Genomic DNA, 22,514 nt, shown 5'->3' with positions numbered 1-22,514 from the left:
CATGTATCGCGTTATTCCAGCAGGTAGGTCGGGCGAGGCGGGAAACGTAAGGTGACACGCGTGCCGCGTTCCTGCGGGGTAATCAGCAGCGTGCCGGCAAGGCGCGCTGCCCGTTCTGCCATAATTGTCAGGCCATAATGGCCCGGCGGTTCTTCCGTGCTGCGGATACCAATACCGTCATCTTCGATGGTTAACAGATGATCCTCCTCAGCGATACGCTGATAGCAAATGCGAATCTGCTGCGCACCGGCATGGCGAATGGCGTTGAGTAAGGCCTCGCGCGCAATCTGTAAAACATGCACCTGCTGTTGTGCATCGAGGCTTTGTAGCCCAGGTTGATAGTCAAATTGGATCGCCGCCTGGGATTGTTCCTGCAAGGGTACGATCATTGCCTGCAATGCTGCTACCAAATCTGCCTGCTCAATGGTCAGGCGGAAGGTGGTCAGCAATTCGCGTAATTGTTGATAAGCGTCTGCCAGCGCCCGGTCAAACTCGCTGATAATACTTTGCGCTGCCAACTGGCTGCCATCGACCGTGCGTCTCAGCAGCGTAAGCTGAATCCGTAAAAAGGAGAGTGACTGCGCCAGCGAATCGTGAAGTTCGCGGGCAATGGTCGCGCGCTCCTCAATTAACAGCATTTGCTGATACTGCTTCTGCGTCTGCCACACCCACAGGGCACGAGCCAGCATATTCGCCAGGCTCTGCATCAATTCTCCGGGCGACGCGCGTTGCGGCGATTGCCAACGCAATTCGCCGAAGGGCTGCTCATCCTGACGCAATGTGATGCGCTGCCAGCGGCAGTTGGCATCACTGCTTCCGGTCTGGAATGTCTGGTTGTCACTCTCCAGCACCACCACGTTAAAACCTTCGCGCTGCTGAAGTTGCTCGATAAAACCCTGAAATACATCGGGATTGAGGGCGCTGCTGGTAAGCATTTGCGAGCTTTCATAGAGCAGAGACAGCGTGCGGTTAGCCTGCGTCAGGCTCTCGGTTTTCTCCTGCACCGCATCTTCCAGCAGGCGATAATGTGATTGTAGTCTGGCCGCCATCGCCGTGAAGGCATGGGCCAGCACACCAAGTTCGTTAGGCTGTGCCACGGGCAGGGGAGGAAAGCTGAAGCGAGTTTGTTCGACAAACTGACTGGCGGTGACCAGCGCGTCGAGCGGCCCCACCACGTTGCTGCGAATAAAACGGATGGTCCAGAGTGCCAGCCCGACAATCGCCAGAAAACCAAACAGGCTGCTGGCAACCACCAGATGCATTTTTAGCTCGGCGTAATGCTGTACGGACAACACAAAACGATTGATTTCACTGACGTAGCTGGCGACCTGCTGTTGATAAATCAGGGTGTTCTGCGTTTGTAACCGTTGCTTCAGTTCCGGCCAGTTATCACGCAGGTAGTGGTAACGGTTGCGAACTTCGATCGGTACCCACGCGCGCTCCAGATTGCTCAATGCCGGAGCGTCCAGGGTTTGTTCATATAAACCAATATGATGAGTTAGCTGTTGGGGATCGCGCGTGCTGTCCCAGGCCAGGCGATAAATTTGCATTCGCAGCGACCCGGCGACATTGACTGTCTCAGCATCACGTAAGCTACTGGAAAGTGTCATCAACGCCAGCCCGGAAGTGAGCAGCGAAAGCAGGACAATTGCGCTCAGCGCGCGAGCGATAGTGCGTATTACGGGACGTTTAACCATCACGATAAAAACCCTGTTGCGAGCGCGGAATTATAAAGCAGCGTTGTCATGTCGGCGACGTTATCTCGCTACATCAGGTTACTCTTCGCACATAAAGTAACCGCAATTTACATTTCCCAGGATAAATCTGAAACCCCTGTCGAAAAATTGAACAGTTTTACCGCTTGTGTCATCCCGCTTTTGCCTGGCTGACTAATACTTTTTGCGTAGGCCGTCGGTTTCCCCGCAAGATAACAGGAGCATCCCATGAAGACTCGATATGCTGTTCTGGCTGGTGCACTGCTAGCCGCCGCAAGTTTTAGTTCGCTGGCCGCGACAGCGTTAAACGCGGAACAAGCTCAAAATATGCAAAGTATCGGTAGCGTCTCCGTCAGTGGCGTCAGTGGCTCACTGGATGATGCGACCCGTCAGTTGTCACAGAAAGCGCAAGAGATGGGTGCCAGCCATTACCGCGTCATCGGCGTGCAAAATCCAGGTGACTCCAGCATGTGGAGTGGTACCGCCGAGATTTATCGTTAATTTCCCCGATTTTTTCCTGCCGCAATCTTCACCGGCCAGAGGCTCTGGCCGGTTTTTTTGTGCACTGTGAAGGATAATCTCAATTCATTCTGTGCAATCTGGCGGTATATTTTGCTTCGTTCTTGCAGAACGGGTAGGATTCATCGCCGTAATTTCCCGGATCGCTGCGCGACATCGTTCCGCCGCCTGCAACCGGGGTTTTACCCCATTTCGCACCGTGCTACGCAAACGTTTGGTAAGCCGGTGATTGATGGTCAGGATAAACAGGAAAGCTATGAAACCTACTAAAAAAACCGCGGCCGAACAACGCGCTGCGAAACGACGCTGGCTGAATTCCCACGACACCGGTTACCACAAAGCTATGGGTAATCGTCAGGTTCAAATGATCGCCATCGGCGGTGCTATTGGTACGGGGCTATTTTTAGGCGCAGGCGCGCGCTTACAGATGGCAGGTCCGGCTCTGGCACTGGTGTATCTGGTGTGCGGTATCTTCTCTTTCTTCATTCTGCGTGCGTTGGGCGAACTGGTTTTACATCGTCCTTCCAGCGGCAGCTTTGTTTCCTATGCGCGTGAATTTCTTGGTGAAAAAGCGTCATATGTGGCGGGCTGGATGTACTTTGTTAACTGGGCGATGACCGGTATCGTCGATATCACGGCCGTTGCGCTGTATATGCATTACTGGGGCGCGTTTGGTGATGTTCCCCAGTGGGTGTTTGCCCTTGGTGCGCTGGCGATTGTTGGCACCATGAACATGATCGGCGTGAAGTGGTTCGCCGAGATGGAGTTCTGGTTTGCGCTGATTAAGGTGCTGGCCATCGTGGTGTTCCTGGTGGTTGGTGTGGTGTTCCTCGGCAGCGGTAAGCCGCTGGACGGCAATGCCACCGGTTTCCACCTGATAACCGATAACGGCGGCCTGTTCCCACATGGTCTGCTGCCTGCGCTGGTGCTGGTGCAAGGGGTGGTGTTTGCCTTCGCCTCGATCGAGCTGGTAGGCACGGCGGCGGGGGAGTGTAAAGACCCGAAAACCATGCTGCCAAAAGCGATCAACAGCGTGATTTGGCGTATCGGCCTGTTCTACGTGGGTTCGGTGGTGCTGTTGGTGCTGCTGTTGCCGTGGAATGCTTATCAGGCCGGGCAGAGTCCGTTCGTGACCTTCTTCTCCAAACTGGGCGTGCCTTATATCGGCAGTGTCATGAATATCGTGGTGCTGAGTGCGGCGTTGTCCAGCCTGAACTCCGGTCTGTACTCCACCGGTCGTATTCTGCGTTCGATGTCGATGGGCGGTTCTGCACCGAAGTTTATGTCGAAGATGAGCAACCAGCAGGTGCCGTTTGCCGGTATCCTGGTGACCATTGCTGTCTATGTGGTGGGCGTGGTGCTGAACTACTACGTACCCTCTCAGGTATTTGAGATCGTCCTGAACGTGGCATCGCTGGGTATCATCTCTTCGTGGGGCTTTATCGTGGTATGCCAGATGCGTCTGCGCAAAGCCATCAAAGAAGGCAAAGCGGAAGATGTCAGCTTTAAGCTGCCGTGGGCACCGGTCACCTCCTGGTTGACGCTGCTGTTCCTGGTCAGCGTGCTGGTGTTGATGGCGTTTGACTACCCGAATGGCACCTACACCATTGCCTCCATCCCGCTGATTGCGGTGGTGTTGGTGCTGGGCTGGTTTGGTGTGCGTAAGCGCGTACACGAAGAAGCGATGAAAGAGCATGATCATCATGTCGATGAGTCGGATGACGCACCGCGTATCCTGGCGGAAGATTCTTCACGCTAAACGCGCATGATGTGTTATCAGAAGGCCGTCTCTCCGACGGCCTTTTTTGTTTTTGCCACCGTAATGCCGCGTTTTTGCTGGCACCTGGACCCGTCTGATCACCATCTGCTCCCCCCTTGATCCCACTCCGGGAATTACTCCTTTCGGGTGATATAGCCCTCCATTGTGTCAGGTTATTTTAAGCCCTAATTTTCTAACCCGAATTAAGGTGTGCCGATGGGGCTGTCACGACGCCAATTCTTCACCGGGCAGCGTAAAGCTGTCACGGGGGCAATTGCATTGCCGTGGTGGCGCCATCAGACCGGGTGTGACGGTTGTGGCAACTGCGTAACCGCCTGCGAAACGCAGATTGTACAGCTTGCGCCCGGTGCGGTACCGCAGATCGATTTTCAACGAGGTGAATGTACCTTCTGTGCCGCCTGCGCCGATGCCTGCCCACAGGCGCTGTTTTATCCGCGCGAGCAGCAGCCGTGGCAGCAACGTATCCGCATCAGCCGTGATTGCATCACCTTTCAGGGGGTGAATTGTCGCAGTTGTCAGGAAAGTTGTGAGCAGCAGGCCATCGTTTTTCGCCTTACTGCCAACGGTATCGCACAACCCGAAACCACGCCGCAACATTGCACCGGTTGTGGTGCGTGCATCGCGCCTTGCCCGGTTTCAGCCACAGGATTACATCATGAACCCGAATAACAGTTGGCACGTCTGTGGCCTGGTGATTCAGGCGCGACCGGCGGCTTGTGCTGCGGTCACGCAGGAGCTGCTGACCTGGGCCGACAGCGACATCGCCGCTCAAGACGCCGCACGCGGCACCCTGGCAGTTACGTTGGGCGCGTCCGATAGCGCCACGCTGCTTAGCAACATTGAAGCCACGCGCAATATCCCAGGCGTGTTGGCGGTATCGCTGGTGTATCACCAGCAGGACGAATTTGAAGAACTTGCCAAGGAAACCTCATGCAACTGAGTCGTCGTGATTTTATGAAAGCCAATGCGGCGGCGGCAGCTGCAACCGCTGCGGGATTAGTCATCCCTACCGTTACCAAAGCCGCCACGGCGTTGGCGGCACCGATTCGTTGGGAAAAAGCGCCCTGTCGCTTTTGCGGAACGGGCTGCGGCGTGCTGGTGGGCACTCAGGATGGTCGTGTGGTTGCTTCACAGGGCGATCCGCAGGCGGAGGTGAACCGTGGCCTGAACTGCATTAAAGGCTATTTTCTGCCCAAAATTATGTACGGCAAGGACCGTCTGACCCAGCCGCTATTGCGGATGACCGAAGGGCGTTTCGACAAAAATGGCACATTCACGCCGATTAGCTGGGAACAGGCGTTCGACATCATGGAGGAGAAGTTTAAGGCTGCGCTTAAGGCCAACGGACCGGAATCCATTGGTATGTTCGGTTCTGGCCAGTGGACCTTGTGGGAAGGTTACGCGGCCTCCAAGCTGATGAAAGCCGGTTTCCGTAGCAATAACCTCGATCCCAATGCGCGTCACTGCATGGCGTCGGCGGTGGTTGGGTTTATGCGTACCTTTGGCATGGATGAACCGATGGGCTGCTATGACGATATCGAGCAGGCTGATGCTTTTGTGTTGTGGGGATCGAACATGGCTGAGATGCATCCGATTCTCTGGTCTCGTCTCACGGCGCGTCGTCTCAGCAATGAAAACGTCAAGGTTGCCGTGCTGTCGACCTATCGCCATCGCAGCTTTGAGCTGGCGGATAACGGCATGGTGTTCGTGCCTCAGACCGATCTGGTGATCCTCAACTTTATCGCCAACTACATCATTCAGAACGGCAAGGTGGATAAAACCTTCCTGGAAAACCACGTCACGCTGCGTCAGGGTACGACTGACATCGGTTATGGTTTGCGTCCGACCGACCCGCGTCAGGCGAAGGCGAAAAATCCGGACAGCGATGCCTCGACACCAATTAGTTTCGACGAGTACGCGAAGTTTGTCGCGGAGTATACGCTGGAAAAAGCCAGTGCCATGAGCGGTGTCGAGCAAGATCAACTGGTGAAACTGGCCGAGTTGTATGCCGATCCCAACATCAAGGTGGTGTCGTACTGGACGATGGGTTTCAACCAACATACGCGTGGCGTGTGGGCCAATAATCTGGTCTACAACCTGCACTTGCTGACCGGCAAAATTTCACGCCCTGGTACCGGCCCCTTCTCTCTGACCGGGCAACCATCAGCCTGTGGTACGGCGCGTGAAGTGGGGACGTTTTCCCATCGTTTGCCTGCCGATATGGTGGTGACTAACGACAAGCACCGCGCGCTGGCAGAAAAACTGTGGAAGTTGCCGTCCGGCACCATCCCGGCCAAACCGGGCTACCACGCAGTGGCGCAGGACCGCGCGCTGAAAGACGGCAAAATCAATGCCTACTGGTCGATGTGCAACAACAATATGCAGGCCGGACCGAACCTGACGCAGGAACGTATGCCGGGTTGGCGCGATGAGCGCAACTTTGTGGTGGTGTCGGATCCCTATCCGACCGTCAGCGCGCTCTCAGCCGACCTGATTCTGCCCACCGCCATGTGGGTGGAAAAAGAGGGTGCCTATGGCAATGCTGAACGCCGCACCCAGTTTTGGCATCAGCAAGTCAAAGCGCCGGGTGACGCCAAATCCGATCTGTGGCAACTGGTGAACTTTTCGAAGCGATTCCGCGTGGCGGAAGTGTGGCCGGAGGCATTGATCGCCCAACAGCCGGAGCTACGTGACAAAACCCTCTACGACGTGTTGTTTGCCAATGGCCAGGTTAACCAATTCCCGCTGAGTGAGGTCGCCGACGACCAACTGAACGATGATGCCCGTGCTTTCGGCTTCTATCTGCAAAAAGGATTGTTCGAAGAGTACGCCAGTTTTGGTCGTGGTCACGGCCACGATTTGGCACCGTTTGACACTTATCATCAGGCGCGTGGTTTGCGCTGGCCGGTGGTTGACGGCAAAGAGACGCGCTGGCGTTATCGCGAAGGTCATGACAGCTACGTCAAAGCAGGCGAGGGCGTGCGCTTCTACGGCAAACCAGACGGCAAAGCGACCATTTTTGCCCTGCCGTACGAGCCGCCTGCTGAATCACCGGATGCGGAATACGATCTGTGGTTCTGTACCGGCCGCGTGCTGGAACACTGGCATACCGGCACCATGACGCGCCGTGTGCCGGAGCTGCATCGCGCGGTGCCGCAGGCGTTGCTGTATATCCATCCGCTGGATGCCAAAGCGCGTGGTCTGCGTCGGGGCGAGAAAGTGCGCGTGGTTTCCCGCCGGGGTGAAGCGATGGCCACCGTCGAAACGCGTGGCCGTAATCAGCCACCGCAGGGGTTGGTGTTTTCACCGTTCTTCGATGCCGGGGTGCTGGTCAACAACGTCACGCTGGATGCCACCGACCCGCTTTCGAAACAGACCGATTATAAAAAATGCGCCGTTAAGCTGGTGAAAATTTAAGGCAGGATGCAATGAAACCTCTTATCACACTTCTTACATTGGCTGCCCTGACATTGGGCGGCGCGGTCTGGGCCGATAACGGCGTGGACTTGCAACAGTCACCGGAGGTGACGGCCACGCAGCAGGGCACGATCCATCAGCCCAAAGAGCAGAGCCGCAAGCCGCTGAACTATGTCAATCAACCACCGGTGATCCCGCATAGCGTTGATGGCTACCAGGTGACGAAAAACGTTAACCGCTGCCTGCAATGCCACGGTACGCAAAGTTACCTCACCACCGGTGCGCCCCGCGTTAGTCCAACGCACTTTACCGATCGTGATGGCCTGGTCAGCAGTACGGTTTCACCGCGCCGCTATTTTTGTCTGCAATGCCATGTGCCGCAGACCGATGCCAAACCGGTGGTGGAAAACACCTTCCGTCCGGCTGAGGGCTTTGGTCAATGAAGCAGATGATTCTCCGCATCTGGCGCTGGTGGCGTCGTCCCAGCCGCCTGGCGCTTGGCACGTTGCTGCTGATTGGTTTCGCCGGAGGCATCATTTTCTGGGGCGGATTTAATACCGGCCTGGAGATGACCAACCGCGAGCAATTCTGTATCGGTTGCCATGAAATGCGTAACAACGTCTATCAGGAATATATGCAGACGGTGCACTACAACAACCGCAGCGGCGTGCGTGCGACCTGCCCGGATTGCCATGTGCCACACGAGTGGGGGCCAAAAATGTGGCGTAAGTTACAGGCCAGCAAAGAGGTGTATGCCAAGGTGTTCGGCATTGTCGACACGCCAGAAAAGTTTGAGGAAAAGCGGCTTGAACTGGCGCAAAACGAATGGCGCAGGATGAAGAACAACAATTCGCAAGCCTGCCGTAACTGCCATAACTTTGAATATATGGATTTTACCGCGCAGAAGACGGTCGCGGCGAAGATGCACACCAAAGCGGTGGAGGAAGGCAAAACCTGTATCGACTGCCATAAAGGGATTGCGCATCACCTGCCAGATATGAAAGAGGAAAAGAACGGATTTTGATGTTTACAGCGCGGTAAACCGCGCCGCTACGACAAAGGTGCGTAGCGGCGCAATTTATTGCGCTCTTTTGTTCTCTGTGACAAACAATTCAGATAGTTTTCCCCGCCATAACGTTTTACTCTTTCAGGCTCCCTCAAAATTTGCAGTGGAGTGGTCATGCCGTTAAAGATCAATATCATCAAAGACAAGTTGCTGTCAGAAAACTGGTTTGTGCTGCGCAACTTTACCTACGAACTTACCCGCAACAATGGTGAAGTGCTGCGTCACAAACGTGAAGTCTACGACCGTGGCAACGGCGCAACCATCCTGCTCTACAACCGTGAAAAAAATAGCGTGGTGCTGACGCGCCAATTCCGTATTGCCACCTACCTGAACGGTAATGAGAGTGGCGAACTGATTGAGGCCTGCGCGGGCCTGCTGGACGACGATACGCCTGAAGACTGCATCCGTAAGGAAGCGATTGAGGAAACCGGTTATCAGGTGGGTAAAGTGGAAAAACTCTGGGAAGCCTATATGTCACCAGGGGGCGTTACCGAGATTCTGCACTTCTTCGCTGCTGAATACAGCGAAGCTCAACGCGCGAACAAAGGCGGCGGTATTGAAGACGAAGAAATTACCGTGCTCGAACTGGCGTTTCCTGAAGCGCTGGCGATGGTGAAAAATGGTCGTATCCGTGACGGTAAAACGATTATGTTACTGCAACATGCGCAACTTGTAGGATGGCTGCACGCCTGATGCTGACGCCAGGCATAAAGCGTAACGGCGCGATTTATCGCGCCGTTGGAGTTTAATGGCTGCCAGAACCGGAGGTTCCCGGCTGATTATCCTCTTCACTCTCCTGTTCAGCTGTGTGGTTTAACTGTTCCAGAAATTTTCTGACTAATGGGTAAGTAGTTATGTTTCCATCAGGAACTGTGCCATGTGTGGTGACATAGGCCGCATTCATTACAGCCGGAAACATTTCCTCAACTAAAGGTCTGACAGGTTCGACCAGTTTATGCAACGTACTATTAATGACGGAATCACGGTAATCAGGTTGGTTAGGTATCATACTCGATACGAAGCCAGCATCGGTCGACTGAACCTGTATGCCGTTATATTTCTGGCCGTCTACTTTCAGTAATATGACCTCTCTTTTGTGAACGTCTTCTATGATTTTATCGGGTAACGCTGCGGCATAATTTCCCCGTTTCGCATCATTAGCAGAAATCTCCAGTTTTAGATTATATGAAACGATATTTCCGCCTGAGTAGTAGTAGGTCACTTCATTTTTATTATTTATTGTCACGATATCTCTCCCGATGGTAAGGGCGAGATGCTCCAACGTTCGCTCTTGCAATGAGCTGAGAAAGGGTTCAGGTAAAGAGACGTTCTCAGGACGAAAGCGGGTAAAAGGGCTAACCATCTCTCTAAGTTGATTGTCGATGGGGTTGCATGATCTGGCAGTATTGGCGGCAGGTATCATGGCTGTGGCGGCGGCGCTGGTTGAGGGCTTAGGGTCAGCAACATATGGCGGCAGAAAGGTCTGCTTTTCTTTATATACACTCTCCGCTACAACTGGATGGATATCACGAAGGGTATCCGGCTGAAAAAAGAATTCATGATAAGAGAGTTTGTCATTATTAGATGTAGGATAAACGCTGGGGATCGCATGCATAAAGTCAGCAGTTATCGTGTTTATAACGATTTCAGTACTTAAAGTATGTGTTTGTGTGAGAGTCGCGACATGTTTTGATTCAACTTCTCCATTTTTAACAATATTTACTCTGATGTTATGGTTGACTTCAGTGCGTATCCTTTGTGTATTTACAAATTTAAAATCGGGGTTGGTTTTCTTAATGGTTTTTAAAATCTTATTCTGATCTAGTCTCTTTTTATCATCCAATATATCGACATTCTTGGTACGTATCATTGTCAGACCAATATCATATTCATGGCTATGTTCACTTTGGAAAAACTCATCATTGGAAAATATAATTATCGATTTATGCCCGTCACGTACTATGGTTTTGTAAACAATATATCTTGGCTGCCACCAAAACATAAACTCCCTGGAGAAATCCATCACATGTTGAAGGAATATATTCGACTCGAGCGTCATCTGTTGGTTCCATAGGTCTCGGTCATTTCTGTATTCAATCTGACGTTGATCTCTTATGGCATCTTCCCTTTCACATTTTTCTCGATAGAGTGCCCTCTGGCGTTCGTGTTCCGTTAAGAGAACTCCTGCTTGAATCGCCGCATTTATTGTGCTCGCATTCAGCGAAAAGTTGAGGGCCTCTATTCTTTTTTGGTTACATTCAATTTCATCGTCACGTATTTTGGATACGAATGAAAGCCAGGGTTTAAGCCTGAAGAATTTAAAATAGAGCGAGGGGGAAAGCTGATGCCTGCGGTTTAATGCATGGAGGAAATCAGCATGACTGGCAGCATTCATGTCGCCTAAGATAAAGGTTTCTTTCGATAGTCTGGCGGTAGTGCGTTTAATGACATCAGGTTCCATTTTGATAAGTGAAGGGATACCTTTTTCCTGATCAAGTTCCTGGATTTCAAAAAATAATTGGCTCGGGGTTTTACCTTCTTTGTCACTAAATACTTTTTTAAATTTCATATAGAGATCGTAAATGTAGATAGCATATCTTTCGCTGCTTTCTTTTGCTAATTCTTTCATTTTATCGAATAGCTTTTCTATATCTGAAGCGTAGTCGCTACTACCTGACTTGAACAAGTTATATAATCCATGTTTTAACAGTTTAAATTGATCGGGTGTTAAGCGGAGTTTCCTGGTATGAGTATTTTTTTCGTTAGGTTTGGAAATGTACTCCTTCAACGCTTTTTCGATAGCATCGGGGTTGTCAATAATTTGACATAAGGCCAGTAAGTTAAATGCAGCCTGATCGTGTTCCGGGTTAAAAAAATCAATCGATTTTTTTATTTCATCGTTCAAAATGATGTCCATCTGTGCCAGTAACTGTGTTGACAGGGTATTAAACGGCGTAGCCACTTGTACACTTTGTGAAGTAGCTGCTGGGTCTGACAAGGGAAGGGAAGAAAATAATTCGTGAACAATAGCGGATATCACTTCGGAATGATAATTTGGATGCTCTTTACCATCATTTAGCATTTCGCTCAGGAATTGGGTTGTTTTTTCCTGACTGTCACTGTTCAGCGGAAGACCCATTTCCTGCATCTTGGCATAAAATTTATTAATGTCTTTAGCCTGGTAGGATGAAAAATAATTATCCAGGAGAGGAATGATTTCGTTAAGCGGTTCGTCATTATCTTCTTCGATTAAACTATTCAACTCCACATTTTCCAAAATTGTCTTGGCTAACTCTTTGAGTTTCTCTTTCAACTCAATATTATAAGGTTGCTGATTTAATCTGTTCTTTTGTTTAATAAATTCTTCTTTCAACGTGTTCTGCTCGGCGTCACTGAATCCGTTAAGGTCAGCAAACCTTACGATATACTCCACGCTTTCAAGGTGTTCAAGTGTCGTTGTCGTTTCAGCTACCACCTCCTGGAGGTACTGAATAATAACCACTAAATGATCAACGTTACTGATTTGCTTTGCGGTAAAGAGGTTATCTGTCTGATGAGCGTGATGTCTGAAATGATATGACGGTGTATAATTTATTTCTGCCATATCACTGAGGAACTTTTGTGGTGCCACTTTTAGCAGGCTGGCAAGTTTGGTGCGAAAAGTGAAAGGTCTTAAATCGGCATCAGAAAAACATCCGTCACAAAGTAAATAGTTTATCATATCAGAAGATATTAGCTGCAAATCTTCGGTTGTGATATTTTGATTTATCAGCTTGATGATTTTTAGGTCAAGTTTAATGCTTTGTTTAAATTTCCACCTTAATTTTTCTTTGTTTATTCTATTTGAAACGTACTCTAAAATGGTATCGAAATGATCAAGTTTAACAAAATGCCTGATTTTATGATTGTCGTGCATCATTACCGTTTGCTCGGTCGCATCGGTATTCTCAGCATGTTTTTTATCGGCGAATCCCAGTAATATATGCCACTGTGCCATCCAGTCCATTTCAGGATCAGCAATACAGTTCTGTAGAGCAGCCAGCAGTAATGCCTTAATAACTACGTGACCTTCGTGATCTAACTGATTAAAGGTGAGTTCCTGAATCATATCGGGATGGAGGAATTTTTCTCTCATTACGTGATATAATTGAGTAAGATTACCCATATTATCTGCAATGACGCGGTTGTTATACAATGTATTAGCAACACATAACGCTTCTGATACCGATAATTCCTCCGTCATGAATTGAGGAGTAACAGCTTTTACTTCCGGTGTTATGCCTATTGCACTGACAACTTCATTAAGGATTTTTTCATTTTTAAGTAACGTCGTAAGTGATTTTCTCACTCCGGAATAGGCAGTGTCATAAATTGATTTCAGACCTGAATCAACAGATGCTGATACATCCAGCCCCCAATTTCTGGATGCGCGTAGTTCACTCCTCAGATCATCAGTACTATCCAGTAAATTAATGCAAATTGGTATGGAGTTAAATAGCGCTTTTAGTAAGCTGGTTTTTTTCGACGTTGCACGTTCCGGAGCTATTGTTGCCAGTTCAGCTTCTATTTGTTTTTCTCTTTTTGTTCTGGTGTACTGAGCTAACAATACCTTATAATTATTGAGCTGTTCTAATAACTGTTTGCCATGATCCGTACAACTTAACACGAAGGTTAAGCCCTTATTTTCCTGCATTGATTCTATTGCTGCGGCAACACTTTTATCATTGAGATGCAGATCGCAAAATTGATGGCGATATAGATTGTTTTCTTCCTGGGAAGGTGTTGAAGGAGCACAAAGGGTCTTTAATTCATCATACAACTGGTATTGACGTGCTATGAAGTCAGGAAAGTTGTCATCGTCGTTAGCCTCCAACATATGGTTTACATTGTCGCGGAAGTAATCCCATAAGTTAAATCCCACCAAAAAATCTCTAAGGGGATTATCTCCTTCATCAATGATGGCCCGCCATAATGATTTGATTTTTTCTGTGTTGTTTTTTTCTTTTTCATAAACTGTCATGAACATATCGATTTGGCTGAAGTATCTTGCAAATACCTTACTTGTCTTTGCCTGATGGATGGCCAATATTTTTTGAATAAACTCCCCAATGCTCTTGTTGTTAATGGTTTTACTTAGCTTCTTTAATGTTGCTTTATTTATTTTGTAGGTTTCCTTTGCTTTTTTATTTATGCTTTTTATAATGTTGTCGTTTTCGGCTTTGAAATTTAACAGGCAATCTTTGTATTGGATTACCAGAGGGTTAGTTGAACCAGCCATTTCAGTGGTAAGTCGAAAAATGGAGTCGGTGAAAGTATTAAGTTTAAACAATCGCTCTATATGCTGCTTACCATTTATATTTGATAAACCTTTTATTCTTGGCTGGAGAGTAAAGCATGCTGGACTGGAGGATGACGGGGTGACATGTATGCCAAACGAAGTCGAAGCGGGAGACAATGACGGTGAAATTAGTGACTCCAGCGGTTGCTGACTATAGGGAACGGTATTTTTTTCGTTGATGGTGGAGATTTGATTAATGATAGCTGGCGTTGTAGTAATGATTTCATTGACGGGTGAAGGCTGTATTGTGAAACGTGTGGAATTGTAAGTACTAAGCATAATTCATCCTCTTCCTTGATGACTTCGCACTGAATTGGCACTTTGCCAGCGTTAAAATTAACATGCTCCAACATGGCGATAATGTGACGCTTTCTCTACTCCAGACAATCTCTCTCATAATCCCTGACCGTGTGCCGGGCTGGCTGACGCATTGTGCGACAAATCCGATTGAGCGCACGGCGTTGGACAAGGATGATGACCCCTCGCACCACCCGCACAGATCGCTCCCAGGCGACGTCTTTTTCGGCAGTTAGTACCGCTTTTAGGGCCAGCTCACAGATTAGGCCCGGTGTCAGCGCTGCCACTGCGCTATCATCTTCTCTCTAAGATTTTGGGGATCGGTTTTCTTAATGTCGTATTGGATGAAATCGCTGCTTTTATTGCTTTTTCTGTTTGCTGCGGGAGTGCAGGCGGATCCACTGCAAAAGTCATTTTCTGACTGGCAGCTGACCTGCAACAATGCGGCTTTTTGCGTAGCGCGCAGTTTTCCTGGTGATAATGGCCTGGTCATGACCCTCTCCCGGCATGCGGGTGTCGATGATCGTCCTTTGCTGCGCATTGATTATGGCAGCGCTTACACTGGTGAACTTCCCGGTGCGTCCTTACAGGACAATCTGTTGCTCGATCAGCGTCTGTTGAAACCCGATCTCAAACACTGGAGCGTGGAACCGCATCATCTCGCTACCAGCAATCCCATCGCCATTGATGAGTTTCTGGCACAAACGCTGGACGCGGATACCCTCCAGCTCACCTGGCAGGCCAAAGCAGCCGTTTCATTGCACGGGATGAAAGCGGCGTTGCTGCTGATGGATGAGGTGCAGGGCAGGGTGAACGGTTTGAGTGCCTGGGTAAAGCGCGGCGATCGTGTGGTATGGGATGTACCGCCGCAGCCAGCGTTACCCCGGTTGCCTGCGCCTTTGCCGCAGCCTGCGCCACTCACCCATGACGAAGCCAGTGGGTTGATCGACTATGGTACCTGGCGCATCAATACCGACAGTTGTTCACTCGATCCGATGCGGCGTGAAGTAAGCGTCGCGCCGCTCACCGACGATAAAGCGTTGCTGCTGGTGAGCTGTGAAACCGGGGCGTATAACGTGATTGATCTGGCCTTTGAAGTGACACGTAGTCAACCCTATGTGGTGCGCGGTCTGACGCTGACCTTACCCTTCACACCCGCGTCACGCAGTGATAATCAACTGGAGCTGGTGAATGCCGAATACGATGCCAGCAGCGGCTTCCTTTATACCTTTAGCAAGGGGCGTGGCCTGGGGGATTGTGGCATCGCTACGCGCTGGCAGTTTGATGGCAATGAATTTGTGCTGGCGGAGTATGCGGAAGAGAAGACCTGTGATGCCTGGCACAGCAGCGATGACTGGCCAACCTTGTGGGTCAGCCAGTCGGAGACGGCACCGCAATCGCGTTAACGGATTGCCTGTACCATCATCGGTGAGCCATTCTGGTTACCCACCAGTTCGGCCAGCAGATCATTGACTCCATCGCTCATCGGCGTAAAGCGGGTTAGCGGCGAGCGCGTCACCACCACAAACACCCCGACATTTTGCTGCGGTATCATTGCCATATAGGTTATGAACCCACCCGCGCCACCGGTTTTCTGAATAATGCCTGGGCGACCGTTTTTCGGCCCCATATAGACCCAGCCCATACCCAGCGCATCGGCACGTCCGGGGACATCCATCCCTTCCACTTTATTCAACTGGTCACGACGATAAATCAGCGTTTGCAGACGATCGATTTGCGGCGTGCGCTTGTTGACGGCGGAGTTGAGGAACTGTTGCATCCAACGCCCCATATCGTCCGGCGTTGAATAGACGCCGCCGCTGCCAATCGCTGCGAGGGTGTTGTTACACGGACTGGCACCTTTTTCAGCAATCATCAGACGCTTGCATTGATCTGGCGAGGGGGTATAGGTGGTGTCCTTCATCCCCAGTGGACGGGTGATCAACTGCTGGAACAGGGCTGGATAGGGTTGACCGCTTGCTTTCGCCAGCGCATCGCCCAGCAGGTCATAACCGAGGTTGGAGTAGGCTGCATTAGTACCTGGTGCCGCTTTCAGCGCAGCACGCGACAGCCACTGCCAGCGATCACTTCGGGTTGGCCAGACAAACACCGGACGATGCGGTTTGCCACCGGGCTGCTCACGCGGCAGACCACTGGTATGGGTCGAAAGATTAATCAGGCGAATCGGTTGGCCGTTGAAGTTTGGCACACGCACGCCCGCTGGTGCGTATTTGCTTAAAGGATCGTCGAGGCGAATCTGACCACGCTCCGCCATTTTCACCATCACTTCGCTGGTCATCAACTTGCTGAGCGAGGCAATACGAATCACCGAGTCTTGCTGTGGCCGGGTGTTGTTGCCGGGGCTGGTTTCGCCGAAGCTGGCGAAAACACGCTGGTTGCCATCAATCGCTACCAGTGCCATGCCAACGGCACCGCTGCCGTAAAAGATATGTTCAGCGTAACGATCAACGATCTGCGAAGCGAGCAGGGGGTCTGGAGACGCCTGCGCCATGCTTTTTAACGGAAGCAGCGAAACCAGTAAGCTCAGTAAAAAGGGTGTACGTTTTTTCAACGGGAAAGCGTCCGCCAGGCTAATTAAAGGAACGTCTTATAGTAATCAGTTTGCGAGGGGCGGAAAGAGGTCAAGTAAGATTTTTTTCTGTTTCAGGCTGTGATCAAAAACGGCCCCACAGCGGGGGCCGGGTCAATTAGTGCGGCTTGAGTAAGGCTTCGGTATGGCTGACGATATTTTCCACGGTAAAGCCAAATTCCGGGAACAGTTTACCGGCTGGTGCCGACTCACCAAAGGTGGTCATGCCGACGATGGATCCGTCAAGGCCAACATACTTGAACCAGTAATCGGTAATCCCGGCTTCCACCGCCACGCGTGCCTTAACGCCAGAAGGCAGCACCGATTCACGATAAGCCGCATCTTGTTTATCGAACACGTCGGTGCAGGGCAGGGATACCACGCGGATACGATGACCATCCGCCATCAGTTTATCCGCTGCACCAAGAGCGATTTCGATTTCCGAACCGGTGGCGATGATGATCGCTTCCGGCGTGCCGTCGCAATCCTGCAATACATAACCACCCCGCGCGATATCTGCAACCTGCGCAGGGTTGCGTTCCGGTTGCAGTAAATTCTGACGCGACAGAATCAGCGCGGTTGGGCCGTGCTGACGTTCAACCGCCGCCTTCCACGCCACCGCCGTTTCTACCTGGTCGCACGGACGCCACACGCTCATATTCGGCGTGACGCGCAGGCTGGCGAGTTGTTCCACCGGCTGATGCGTCGGGCCATCTTCTCCCAAACCAATCGAGTCGTGGGTGTAGACCAGCACCTGACGCGCCTTCATCAATGCCGCCATGCGCACCGCGTTGCGTGCGTATTCGACAAACATCAGGAAGGTGGCGGTATAAGGCAAAAAGCCGCCGTGATTGGCAATACCGTTGCCGATCGCCGTCATACCAAACTCGCGCACTCCGTAATGAATATAGTTACCGGCAATATCCTCTTTGATCGATTTAGAACCGGACCAGATAGTGAGATTGCTGGGGGCCAGATCGGCAGATCCCCCAAGGAATTCCGGTAACAGCTTGCCAAACACTTCGAGGGTATTTTGCGATGCTTTACGGCTGGCAATTTTCTGTGGATTTGCCTGAAGTTGTTCAACAAACGCCTGAACCTCGCTTTGCCAGTTAGCGGGTAACTCACCGCTCAGGCGACGTGTGAACTCTTTCGCCAGTTCGGGATGCGCTGTTGTATAGGCCGCCAGTTTTTCGTCCCACGCTTTTTCGCGCGCGGCCCCGGCTTCTTTGGCATCCCACTGCTGATAAATCTCTTTTGGGATCTCAAACGCCGGAGAGTTCCAGCCCAGTTGTTTGCGCGCCAGCGCCACTTCCGCTTCGCCGAGCGCGGCACCGTGCGACTCCTCTTTACCGGCCTTATTGGGCGAGCCAAAGCCAATGATGGTGCGACAGATAATCAGCGAGGGTTTGTCGGTGACGCCCTGCGCCTCTTTGATGGCGTTGCTGACGGCGGTCGGATCATGGCCGTCAATGTCGCCAATCACATGCCAGTTGTAGGCTTCAAAGCGTTTGTGGGTATCGTCGGTAAACCAGCCTTCGGTTTCACCGTCGATGGAAATGCCGTTGTGATCGTAAAAACCGATCAGCTTGCCAAGTCCAAGGGTACCCGCCAGCGAGCAGGCTTCGTGAGAGATCCCTTCCATCAGGCAGCCGTCACCCATAAACACGTAGGTGTAATGGTCGACGATCTCATGCCCCGGCTGGTTAAATTGTGCCGCCAGCGTGCGTTCGGAAATCGCCATCCCCACGGCATTCGCCAGCCCCTGACCGAGTGGTCCGGTGGTGGTTTCTACCCCTGCGGTATAACCCAGCTCCGGGTGTCCCGGCGTTTTCGAATGCAGTTGACGGAAGTTTTTCAATTCCTCCATCGGCAGGTCATAACCGGTGAGATGCAGCAGGCTGTAAAGCAGCATAGAGGCATGGCCGTTGGAGAGAATGAAACGGTCGCGATCGGGCCAGTGCGGGTTGGTCGGGTTATGTTTGAGAAAATCGCGCCACAGCACTTCGGCGATATCCGCCATGCCCATCGGGGCTCCCGGATGGCCGGAATTTGCTTTTTGTACGGCGTCCATGCTCAGGGCACGAATCGCATTAGCCAACTCTCTGCGTGAAGACATAGGGTTCTCCCTTGTGATTTGGCAATAAGGACGGGCAAGACGCCCGTCCGGCATGAGGTGATGGTCGGTCAGAGGCGAGCAGCCAGCACGTCCTCCAGTTTTTGCTGGTCAATGGCAAACTGACGGATCCCATCGGACAGTTTTTCTACCGCCATCGGATCCTGATTATGTTCCCAGCGGAACTCCGCTTCAGACAGCGGCGCAGGCTGATGGAAGCCTTCGGTTGACGGTTCCAGCTTACGTTCCACTGGCGCATCGCTGTTGGCCAGTTCTTCCAGCAGATTTGGCGAGATGGTCAGTCGGTCACAACCCGCCAGCGCCAGAATCTGCTCCACTTTACGGAAGCTGGCACCCATGATGACGGTGTTGTAGCGATGCTTTTTGTAATAATCGTAGATGCGACGCACGGACTTCACGCCCGGATCTTCATCTGCTACATACGGGTCGAGCGGTTTACGGCTGTTGTACCAGTCATAAATACGACCAACGAACGGGGAGATCAGGAACACACCCGCTTCGGCGCAGGCACGGGCCTGAGCGAAGGAGAACAGCAGCGTCAGGTTGCAATGGATGCCGTTTTTCTCCAGCTCCTCGGCAGCGCGGATGCCTTCCCAGGTTGATGCCAGTTTGATCAGGATACGCGAACGGTCAATGCCGTTCTCTTCGTACAACCGCACCAGTTTTTCGGCTTTGGTAACACACATGCCCCGATCGAAAGAGAGGCGCGCATCCACTTCGGTCGAGACACGGCCTGGTACGCTTTTCAGAATTTCCATACCGAGGTTGATCGCCACTTTGTCGCTGGCGTTGATGATCTGCGTTTCTTTACTGCCGCCCTGTTTTTTTGCGTAGTCGATGGCGTCATCAATCAGGTGTTTGTAGGCGTCAAGTCCGGCGGCTTTGAGGATTAATGAGGGGTTGGTCGTGGCGTCTTCCGGGTGGTATTGGCGAATGGATTCAATATCGCCACTGTCCGCCACCACGGTGGTGAACTGTTTTAATGCATCGAGCTGGTTCATCGCTTAACTCCTTGATTAGCAATCATTATGGCAAATAGAAAACCTCAGGCAGCTTTGGCCTTATTACGCCATTTCCAGGTGAGTACCGGTCCAACACATTGCTACAGACGTCAGGTGAAGAAAATGCGTTTTCTCTGATTGTGACGCTGGGGCGCCCACTGCGCGCGCTTGTGATTAGGGGCCAGCCTGAGATGACAGCTGCGCGTTTTACCACCACTAAGCATAGCAGTCTGTGACCGGGGCGTTGATCTGGCTGTGGCAATCTGTGCCCTTGTAAACCGCGTATTCTTTGAGCGCCTTCACCCTCTTTTGGGCGGTTGATTTCTATACTGAACGCTCTTTCTCCGCGCAACAGGATGCCCAATGGACGATCAACTGAAGCAAAGCGCTCTCGATTTTCACCAGTATCCCACCCCCGGAAAAATTCAGGTGTCACCCACCAAGCCGCTGGCGACGCAGCGTGATTTGGCCCTGGCCTATTCACCCGGCGTGGCAGCCCCGTGCCTTGAAATTGCCGTGGACCCTCTGGCGGCACATAAATACACCGCACGCGGCAACCTGGTGGCGGTGATCTCTAACGGCACTGCGGTGCTTGGCCTCGGCAATATCGGCGCGCTGGCGGGGAAGCCGGTGATGGAGGGCAAGGGCGTGCTGTTTAAGAAGTTTGCCGGGATAGACGTGTTCGATATCGAAATCGACGAACACGACCCGGATAAACTGATTGAGGTGATTGCCGCGCTGGAACCGACTTTTGGCGGCATTAACCTTGAAGATATCAAAGCGCCGGAGTGCTTCTACATCGAGCAGAAGCTGCGCGAACGTATGAAAATCCCGGTGTTCCACGACGATCAGCACGGCACCGCTATTATCTGTACCGCTGCGGTGCTGAACGGATTACAGATTGTGAAAAAAGCCATCTCCGATGTGCGGCTGGTGGTCTCGGGAGCGGGCGCTTCAGCCATCGCCTGTCTGAACCTGCTGGTAGCGCTGGGGATGCAGCGTCACAACATCGTGGCCTGCGATTCCAAAGGCGTGATTTGGCGTGGTCGTGATGCCGAGATGGCAGAAACCAAAGCGCGGTATGCCATTGAGGACAACGGTAAACGCACGCTGGAGGAGGTGATTGCTGGCGCGGATATTTTTCTTGGCTGCTCCGGGCCGCAGGTGCTGACGCCGGAAATGGTCAGGCAGATGGCAAAAGATCCCCTGATTCTGGCGCTGGCAAACCCGGAACCTGAAATCATGCCGCCCTTAGCCAAGGCGGTGCGGCCTGATGCCATCATCTGCACCGGACGTTCGGATTTCCCTAATCAGGTCAATAACGTGCTGTGTTTCCCGTTTATCTTCCGTGGCGCTCTGGATGTGGGGGCTACCGCGATCAACGAAGAGATGAAACTGGCGGCGGTGCACGCCATTGCGGCGCTGGCGCAGGCGGAGCAAAGCGATGTGGTGGCGTCGGCCTATGATGATCAGGATCTGAGTTTTGGCCCGGAATATCTGATTCCGAAACCTTTTGATCCGCGTCTGATTGTGCAGATTGCGCCTGCGGTGGCGCAAGCCGCGATGAAATCTGGCGTCGCCACGCGACCGATTGAGGACTTCGATGCCTATCGCGAGAAACTCACCGAGTTTGTCTATAAAACCAACCTGTTTATGAAACCGATTTTCTCGCAGGCACGCAAAGAGCCGAAACGGGTGGTGCTGGCGGAAGGAGAAGAAGTGCGGGTGCTGCATGCCACTCAGGAACTGGTGACGCTCGGACTGGCGAAACCCATTCTGATCGGTCGTCCTAACGTAATCGCCATGCGCCTGCAAAAGCAGGGACTGAAAATCGAAGCCGGAAAAGATTTTGAGGTAGTGAACAACGAATCCGACCCGCGTTTTAAAGCCTACTGGAGCGAGTATTACCAGATTATGAAACGGCGTGGCGTTACGCCGGAGATGGCACAGCGTGCGGTGATAGGCAATCCCACCCTGATTGGGGCGATCATGGTCCATCGTGGTGAAGCCGATGCGATGATTTGCGGCACCGTTGGTGATTATCATGAACATTACGAAGTGATTGAGAAGGTGTTTGGCTTCCGTCCTGATGTACGCGTCGCCGGGGCGATGAACGCGCTATTGCTGCCGAGCGGCAACACCTTTATTACCGACACCTACGTCAACGAAGATCCGACACCAGAACAACTGGCAGATATTACCTTGATGGCGGCGGAGACGGTGCGACGCTTTGGTATCGAACCGCGTGTGGCGCTGCTGTCGCACTCCAGCTTTGGCACCTCGAATGCGCCGGGCGCGCGCAAAATGCGTGAAGCGCTGGCATTGATTCAGCAGCGTGCGCCGGAACTGGAGATTGACGGAGAAATGCACGGCGATGCGGCGCTGGTGGAAAATATCCGCCGGGAATTGATGCCGGACAGCCCGTTAAAAGGCACTGCCAATCTGTTGATTATGCCAAATGTTGAAGCGGCGCGTATCAGCTACAACCTGCTGCGCGTCTCCTGTTCGGAGGGGGTGACGGTTGGCCCGGTGTTGATGGGTATCAGCAAACCGGTACATGTATTAACACGTATCGCTTCGGTGCGACGCATCGTCAATATGGTGGCGCTGGCGGTGGTGGAGGCGCAGACCGAGCCGTTGTGAGATCGTAGCGG

Annotated in this window: 15 protein-coding genes; 10 read left to right on the top strand and 5 right to left on the bottom strand. The window is 51.9% G+C overall.

Going from position 1 to position 22,514, the window contains the following annotated elements; translation table 11 throughout:
• Positions 1 to 11 precede the first annotated feature (11 nt).
• Positions 12 to 1,700 carry a nitrate/nitrite two-component system sensor histidine kinase NarQ gene (gene narQ, locus AC6I8T_RS15260; RefSeq protein ID WP_208723848.1) on the bottom strand — a complete coding sequence of 563 codons (1,689 nt, stop codon included), beginning with the start codon at positions 1,698 to 1,700 and terminating at the stop codon, positions 12 to 14.
• 243 nt (positions 1,701 to 1,943) lie between these two features.
• Here narQ and AC6I8T_RS15255 point away from each other — a divergent pair, with 243 nt between their 5' ends.
• From AC6I8T_RS15255 to nudK, 8 genes are all read left to right on the top strand, one after another.
• Positions 1,944 to 2,216: a YdgH/BhsA/McbA-like domain containing protein gene (locus AC6I8T_RS15255; protein WP_021184293.1), complete on the top strand. Its 273-nt coding sequence runs from the start codon at positions 1,944 to 1,946 to the stop codon at positions 2,214 to 2,216.
• Between the two features lie 274 nt (positions 2,217 to 2,490).
• Positions 2,491 to 3,993, top strand: a complete 1,503-nt coding sequence (gene ansP, locus AC6I8T_RS15250) for an L-asparagine permease (protein ID WP_021184291.1) — start codon at positions 2,491 to 2,493, stop codon at positions 3,991 to 3,993.
• Positions 3,994 to 4,209: 216 nt separating this feature from the next.
• The gene (napF, locus tag AC6I8T_RS15245) at positions 4,210 to 4,683 is read left to right on the top strand and encodes a ferredoxin-type protein NapF (RefSeq protein ID WP_497832536.1); all 474 of its coding nucleotides are present in this window, start codon (positions 4,210 to 4,212) and stop codon (positions 4,681 to 4,683) included.
• Positions 4,670 to 4,954: a chaperone NapD gene (locus tag AC6I8T_RS15240; protein WP_021184288.1), complete on the top strand. Its 285-nt coding sequence runs from the start codon at positions 4,670 to 4,672 to the stop codon at positions 4,952 to 4,954. The genes napF and AC6I8T_RS15240 overlap by 14 nt, the downstream gene beginning before the upstream one ends.
• On the top strand, positions 4,945 to 7,431 hold the full coding sequence (napA, locus tag AC6I8T_RS15235; RefSeq protein WP_208723850.1) for a nitrate reductase catalytic subunit NapA: 2,487 nt from the start codon (positions 4,945 to 4,947) through the stop codon (positions 7,429 to 7,431). Before AC6I8T_RS15240 ends, napA begins: the two co-directional genes overlap by 10 nt.
• A gap of 11 nt (positions 7,432 to 7,442) precedes the next feature.
• On the top strand, positions 7,443 to 7,874 hold the full coding sequence (gene napB, locus AC6I8T_RS15230; RefSeq protein ID WP_021184286.1) for a nitrate reductase cytochrome c-type subunit: 432 nt from the start codon (positions 7,443 to 7,445) through the stop codon (positions 7,872 to 7,874).
• Positions 7,871 to 8,455: a cytochrome c-type protein NapC gene (gene napC, locus AC6I8T_RS15225; protein WP_208723851.1), complete on the top strand. Its 585-nt coding sequence runs from the start codon at positions 7,871 to 7,873 to the stop codon at positions 8,453 to 8,455. Before napB ends, napC begins: the two co-directional genes overlap by 4 nt.
• A gap of 156 nt (positions 8,456 to 8,611) precedes the next feature.
• Positions 8,612 to 9,190 carry a GDP-mannose pyrophosphatase NudK gene (gene nudK / locus AC6I8T_RS15220; protein WP_497834092.1) on the top strand — a complete coding sequence of 193 codons (579 nt, stop codon included), beginning with the start codon at positions 8,612 to 8,614 and terminating at the stop codon, positions 9,188 to 9,190.
• A 52-nt stretch (positions 9,191 to 9,242) separates the two neighbouring features.
• Here the strand turns inward: nudK and AC6I8T_RS15215 are convergent, their stop codons facing one another.
• Entirely contained in the window at positions 9,243 to 14,114 is a 4,872-nt protein-coding gene (locus AC6I8T_RS15215; protein WP_497834091.1) for a hypothetical protein, read from the bottom strand.
• Positions 14,115 to 14,464: 350 nt separating this feature from the next.
• Between AC6I8T_RS15215 and AC6I8T_RS15210 the strand changes: the two genes are divergently transcribed.
• Positions 14,465 to 15,538 (top strand): DUF1176 domain-containing protein, encoded by a 1,074-nt coding sequence (locus tag AC6I8T_RS15210; RefSeq protein WP_497834090.1) that lies wholly within the window; start codon positions 14,465 to 14,467, stop codon positions 15,536 to 15,538.
• Here AC6I8T_RS15210 and ampH read toward each other — a convergent pair.
• The 3 genes from ampH to tal form a co-directional block, all read right to left on the bottom strand.
• A complete protein-coding gene (gene ampH, locus AC6I8T_RS15205; RefSeq protein ID WP_208723855.1) occupies positions 15,535 to 16,704 on the bottom strand; it encodes a D-alanyl-D-alanine-carboxypeptidase/endopeptidase AmpH in 1,170 nt (389 codons plus the stop codon). The genes AC6I8T_RS15210 and ampH overlap by 4 nt on opposite strands.
• A gap of 136 nt (positions 16,705 to 16,840) precedes the next feature.
• A complete protein-coding gene (gene tkt, locus AC6I8T_RS15200) occupies positions 16,841 to 18,841 on the bottom strand; it encodes a transketolase (RefSeq protein ID WP_497834089.1) in 2,001 nt (666 codons plus the stop codon).
• A 68-nt stretch (positions 18,842 to 18,909) separates the two neighbouring features.
• On the bottom strand, positions 18,910 to 19,860 hold the full coding sequence (gene tal, locus AC6I8T_RS15195; RefSeq protein WP_208723857.1) for a transaldolase: 951 nt from the start codon (positions 19,858 to 19,860) through the stop codon (positions 18,910 to 18,912).
• Positions 19,861 to 20,223: 363 nt separating this feature from the next.
• Here tal and maeB point away from each other — a divergent pair, with 363 nt between their 5' ends.
• Complete coding sequence (maeB, locus tag AC6I8T_RS15190; RefSeq protein ID WP_208723858.1) at positions 20,224 to 22,503, top strand: NADP-dependent malic enzyme; 2,280 nt, start codon at positions 20,224 to 20,226, stop codon at positions 22,501 to 22,503.
• Positions 22,504 to 22,514: the final 11 nt, after the last annotated feature.

The organism is Pantoea sp. X-Soil-OKNW-556, from assembly GCF_059730695.1.
This window is presented reverse-complemented; position numbering and strand designations above follow the sequence as displayed.

What these genes read in the sequence shown, in the direction of transcription:
- AC6I8T_RS15255 (WP_021184293.1), top strand. Translation starts at nt 1,944, where the DNA reads ATGAAGACTCGATATGCTGTTCTGGCTGGTGCACTGCTAGCCGCCGCA.
- ansP (WP_021184291.1), top strand. Translation starts at nt 2,491, where the DNA reads ATGAAACCTACTAAAAAAACCGCGGCCGAACAACGCGCTGCGAAACGA.
- napF (WP_497832536.1), top strand. Translation starts at nt 4,210, where the DNA reads ATGGGGCTGTCACGACGCCAATTCTTCACCGGGCAGCGTAAAGCTGTC.
- AC6I8T_RS15240 (WP_021184288.1), top strand. Translation starts at nt 4,670, where the DNA reads ATGAACCCGAATAACAGTTGGCACGTCTGTGGCCTGGTGATTCAGGCG.
- napA (WP_208723850.1), top strand. Translation starts at nt 4,945, where the DNA reads ATGCAACTGAGTCGTCGTGATTTTATGAAAGCCAATGCGGCGGCGGCA.
- napB (WP_021184286.1), top strand. Translation starts at nt 7,443, where the DNA reads ATGAAACCTCTTATCACACTTCTTACATTGGCTGCCCTGACATTGGGC.
- napC (WP_208723851.1), top strand. Translation starts at nt 7,871, where the DNA reads ATGAAGCAGATGATTCTCCGCATCTGGCGCTGGTGGCGTCGTCCCAGC.
- nudK (WP_497834092.1), top strand. Translation starts at nt 8,612, where the DNA reads ATGCCGTTAAAGATCAATATCATCAAAGACAAGTTGCTGTCAGAAAAC.
- AC6I8T_RS15215 (WP_497834091.1), bottom strand. Translation starts at nt 14,114, where the DNA reads ATGCTTAGTACTTACAATTCCACACGTTTCACAATACAGCCTTCACCC.
- AC6I8T_RS15210 (WP_497834090.1), top strand. Translation starts at nt 14,465, where the DNA reads ATGTCGTATTGGATGAAATCGCTGCTTTTATTGCTTTTTCTGTTTGCT.
- tkt (WP_497834089.1), bottom strand. Translation starts at nt 18,841, where the DNA reads ATGTCTTCACGCAGAGAGTTGGCTAATGCGATTCGTGCCCTGAGCATG.
- tal (WP_208723857.1), bottom strand. Translation starts at nt 19,860, where the DNA reads ATGAACCAGCTCGATGCATTAAAACAGTTCACCACCGTGGTGGCGGAC.
- maeB (WP_208723858.1), top strand. Translation starts at nt 20,224, where the DNA reads ATGGACGATCAACTGAAGCAAAGCGCTCTCGATTTTCACCAGTATCCC.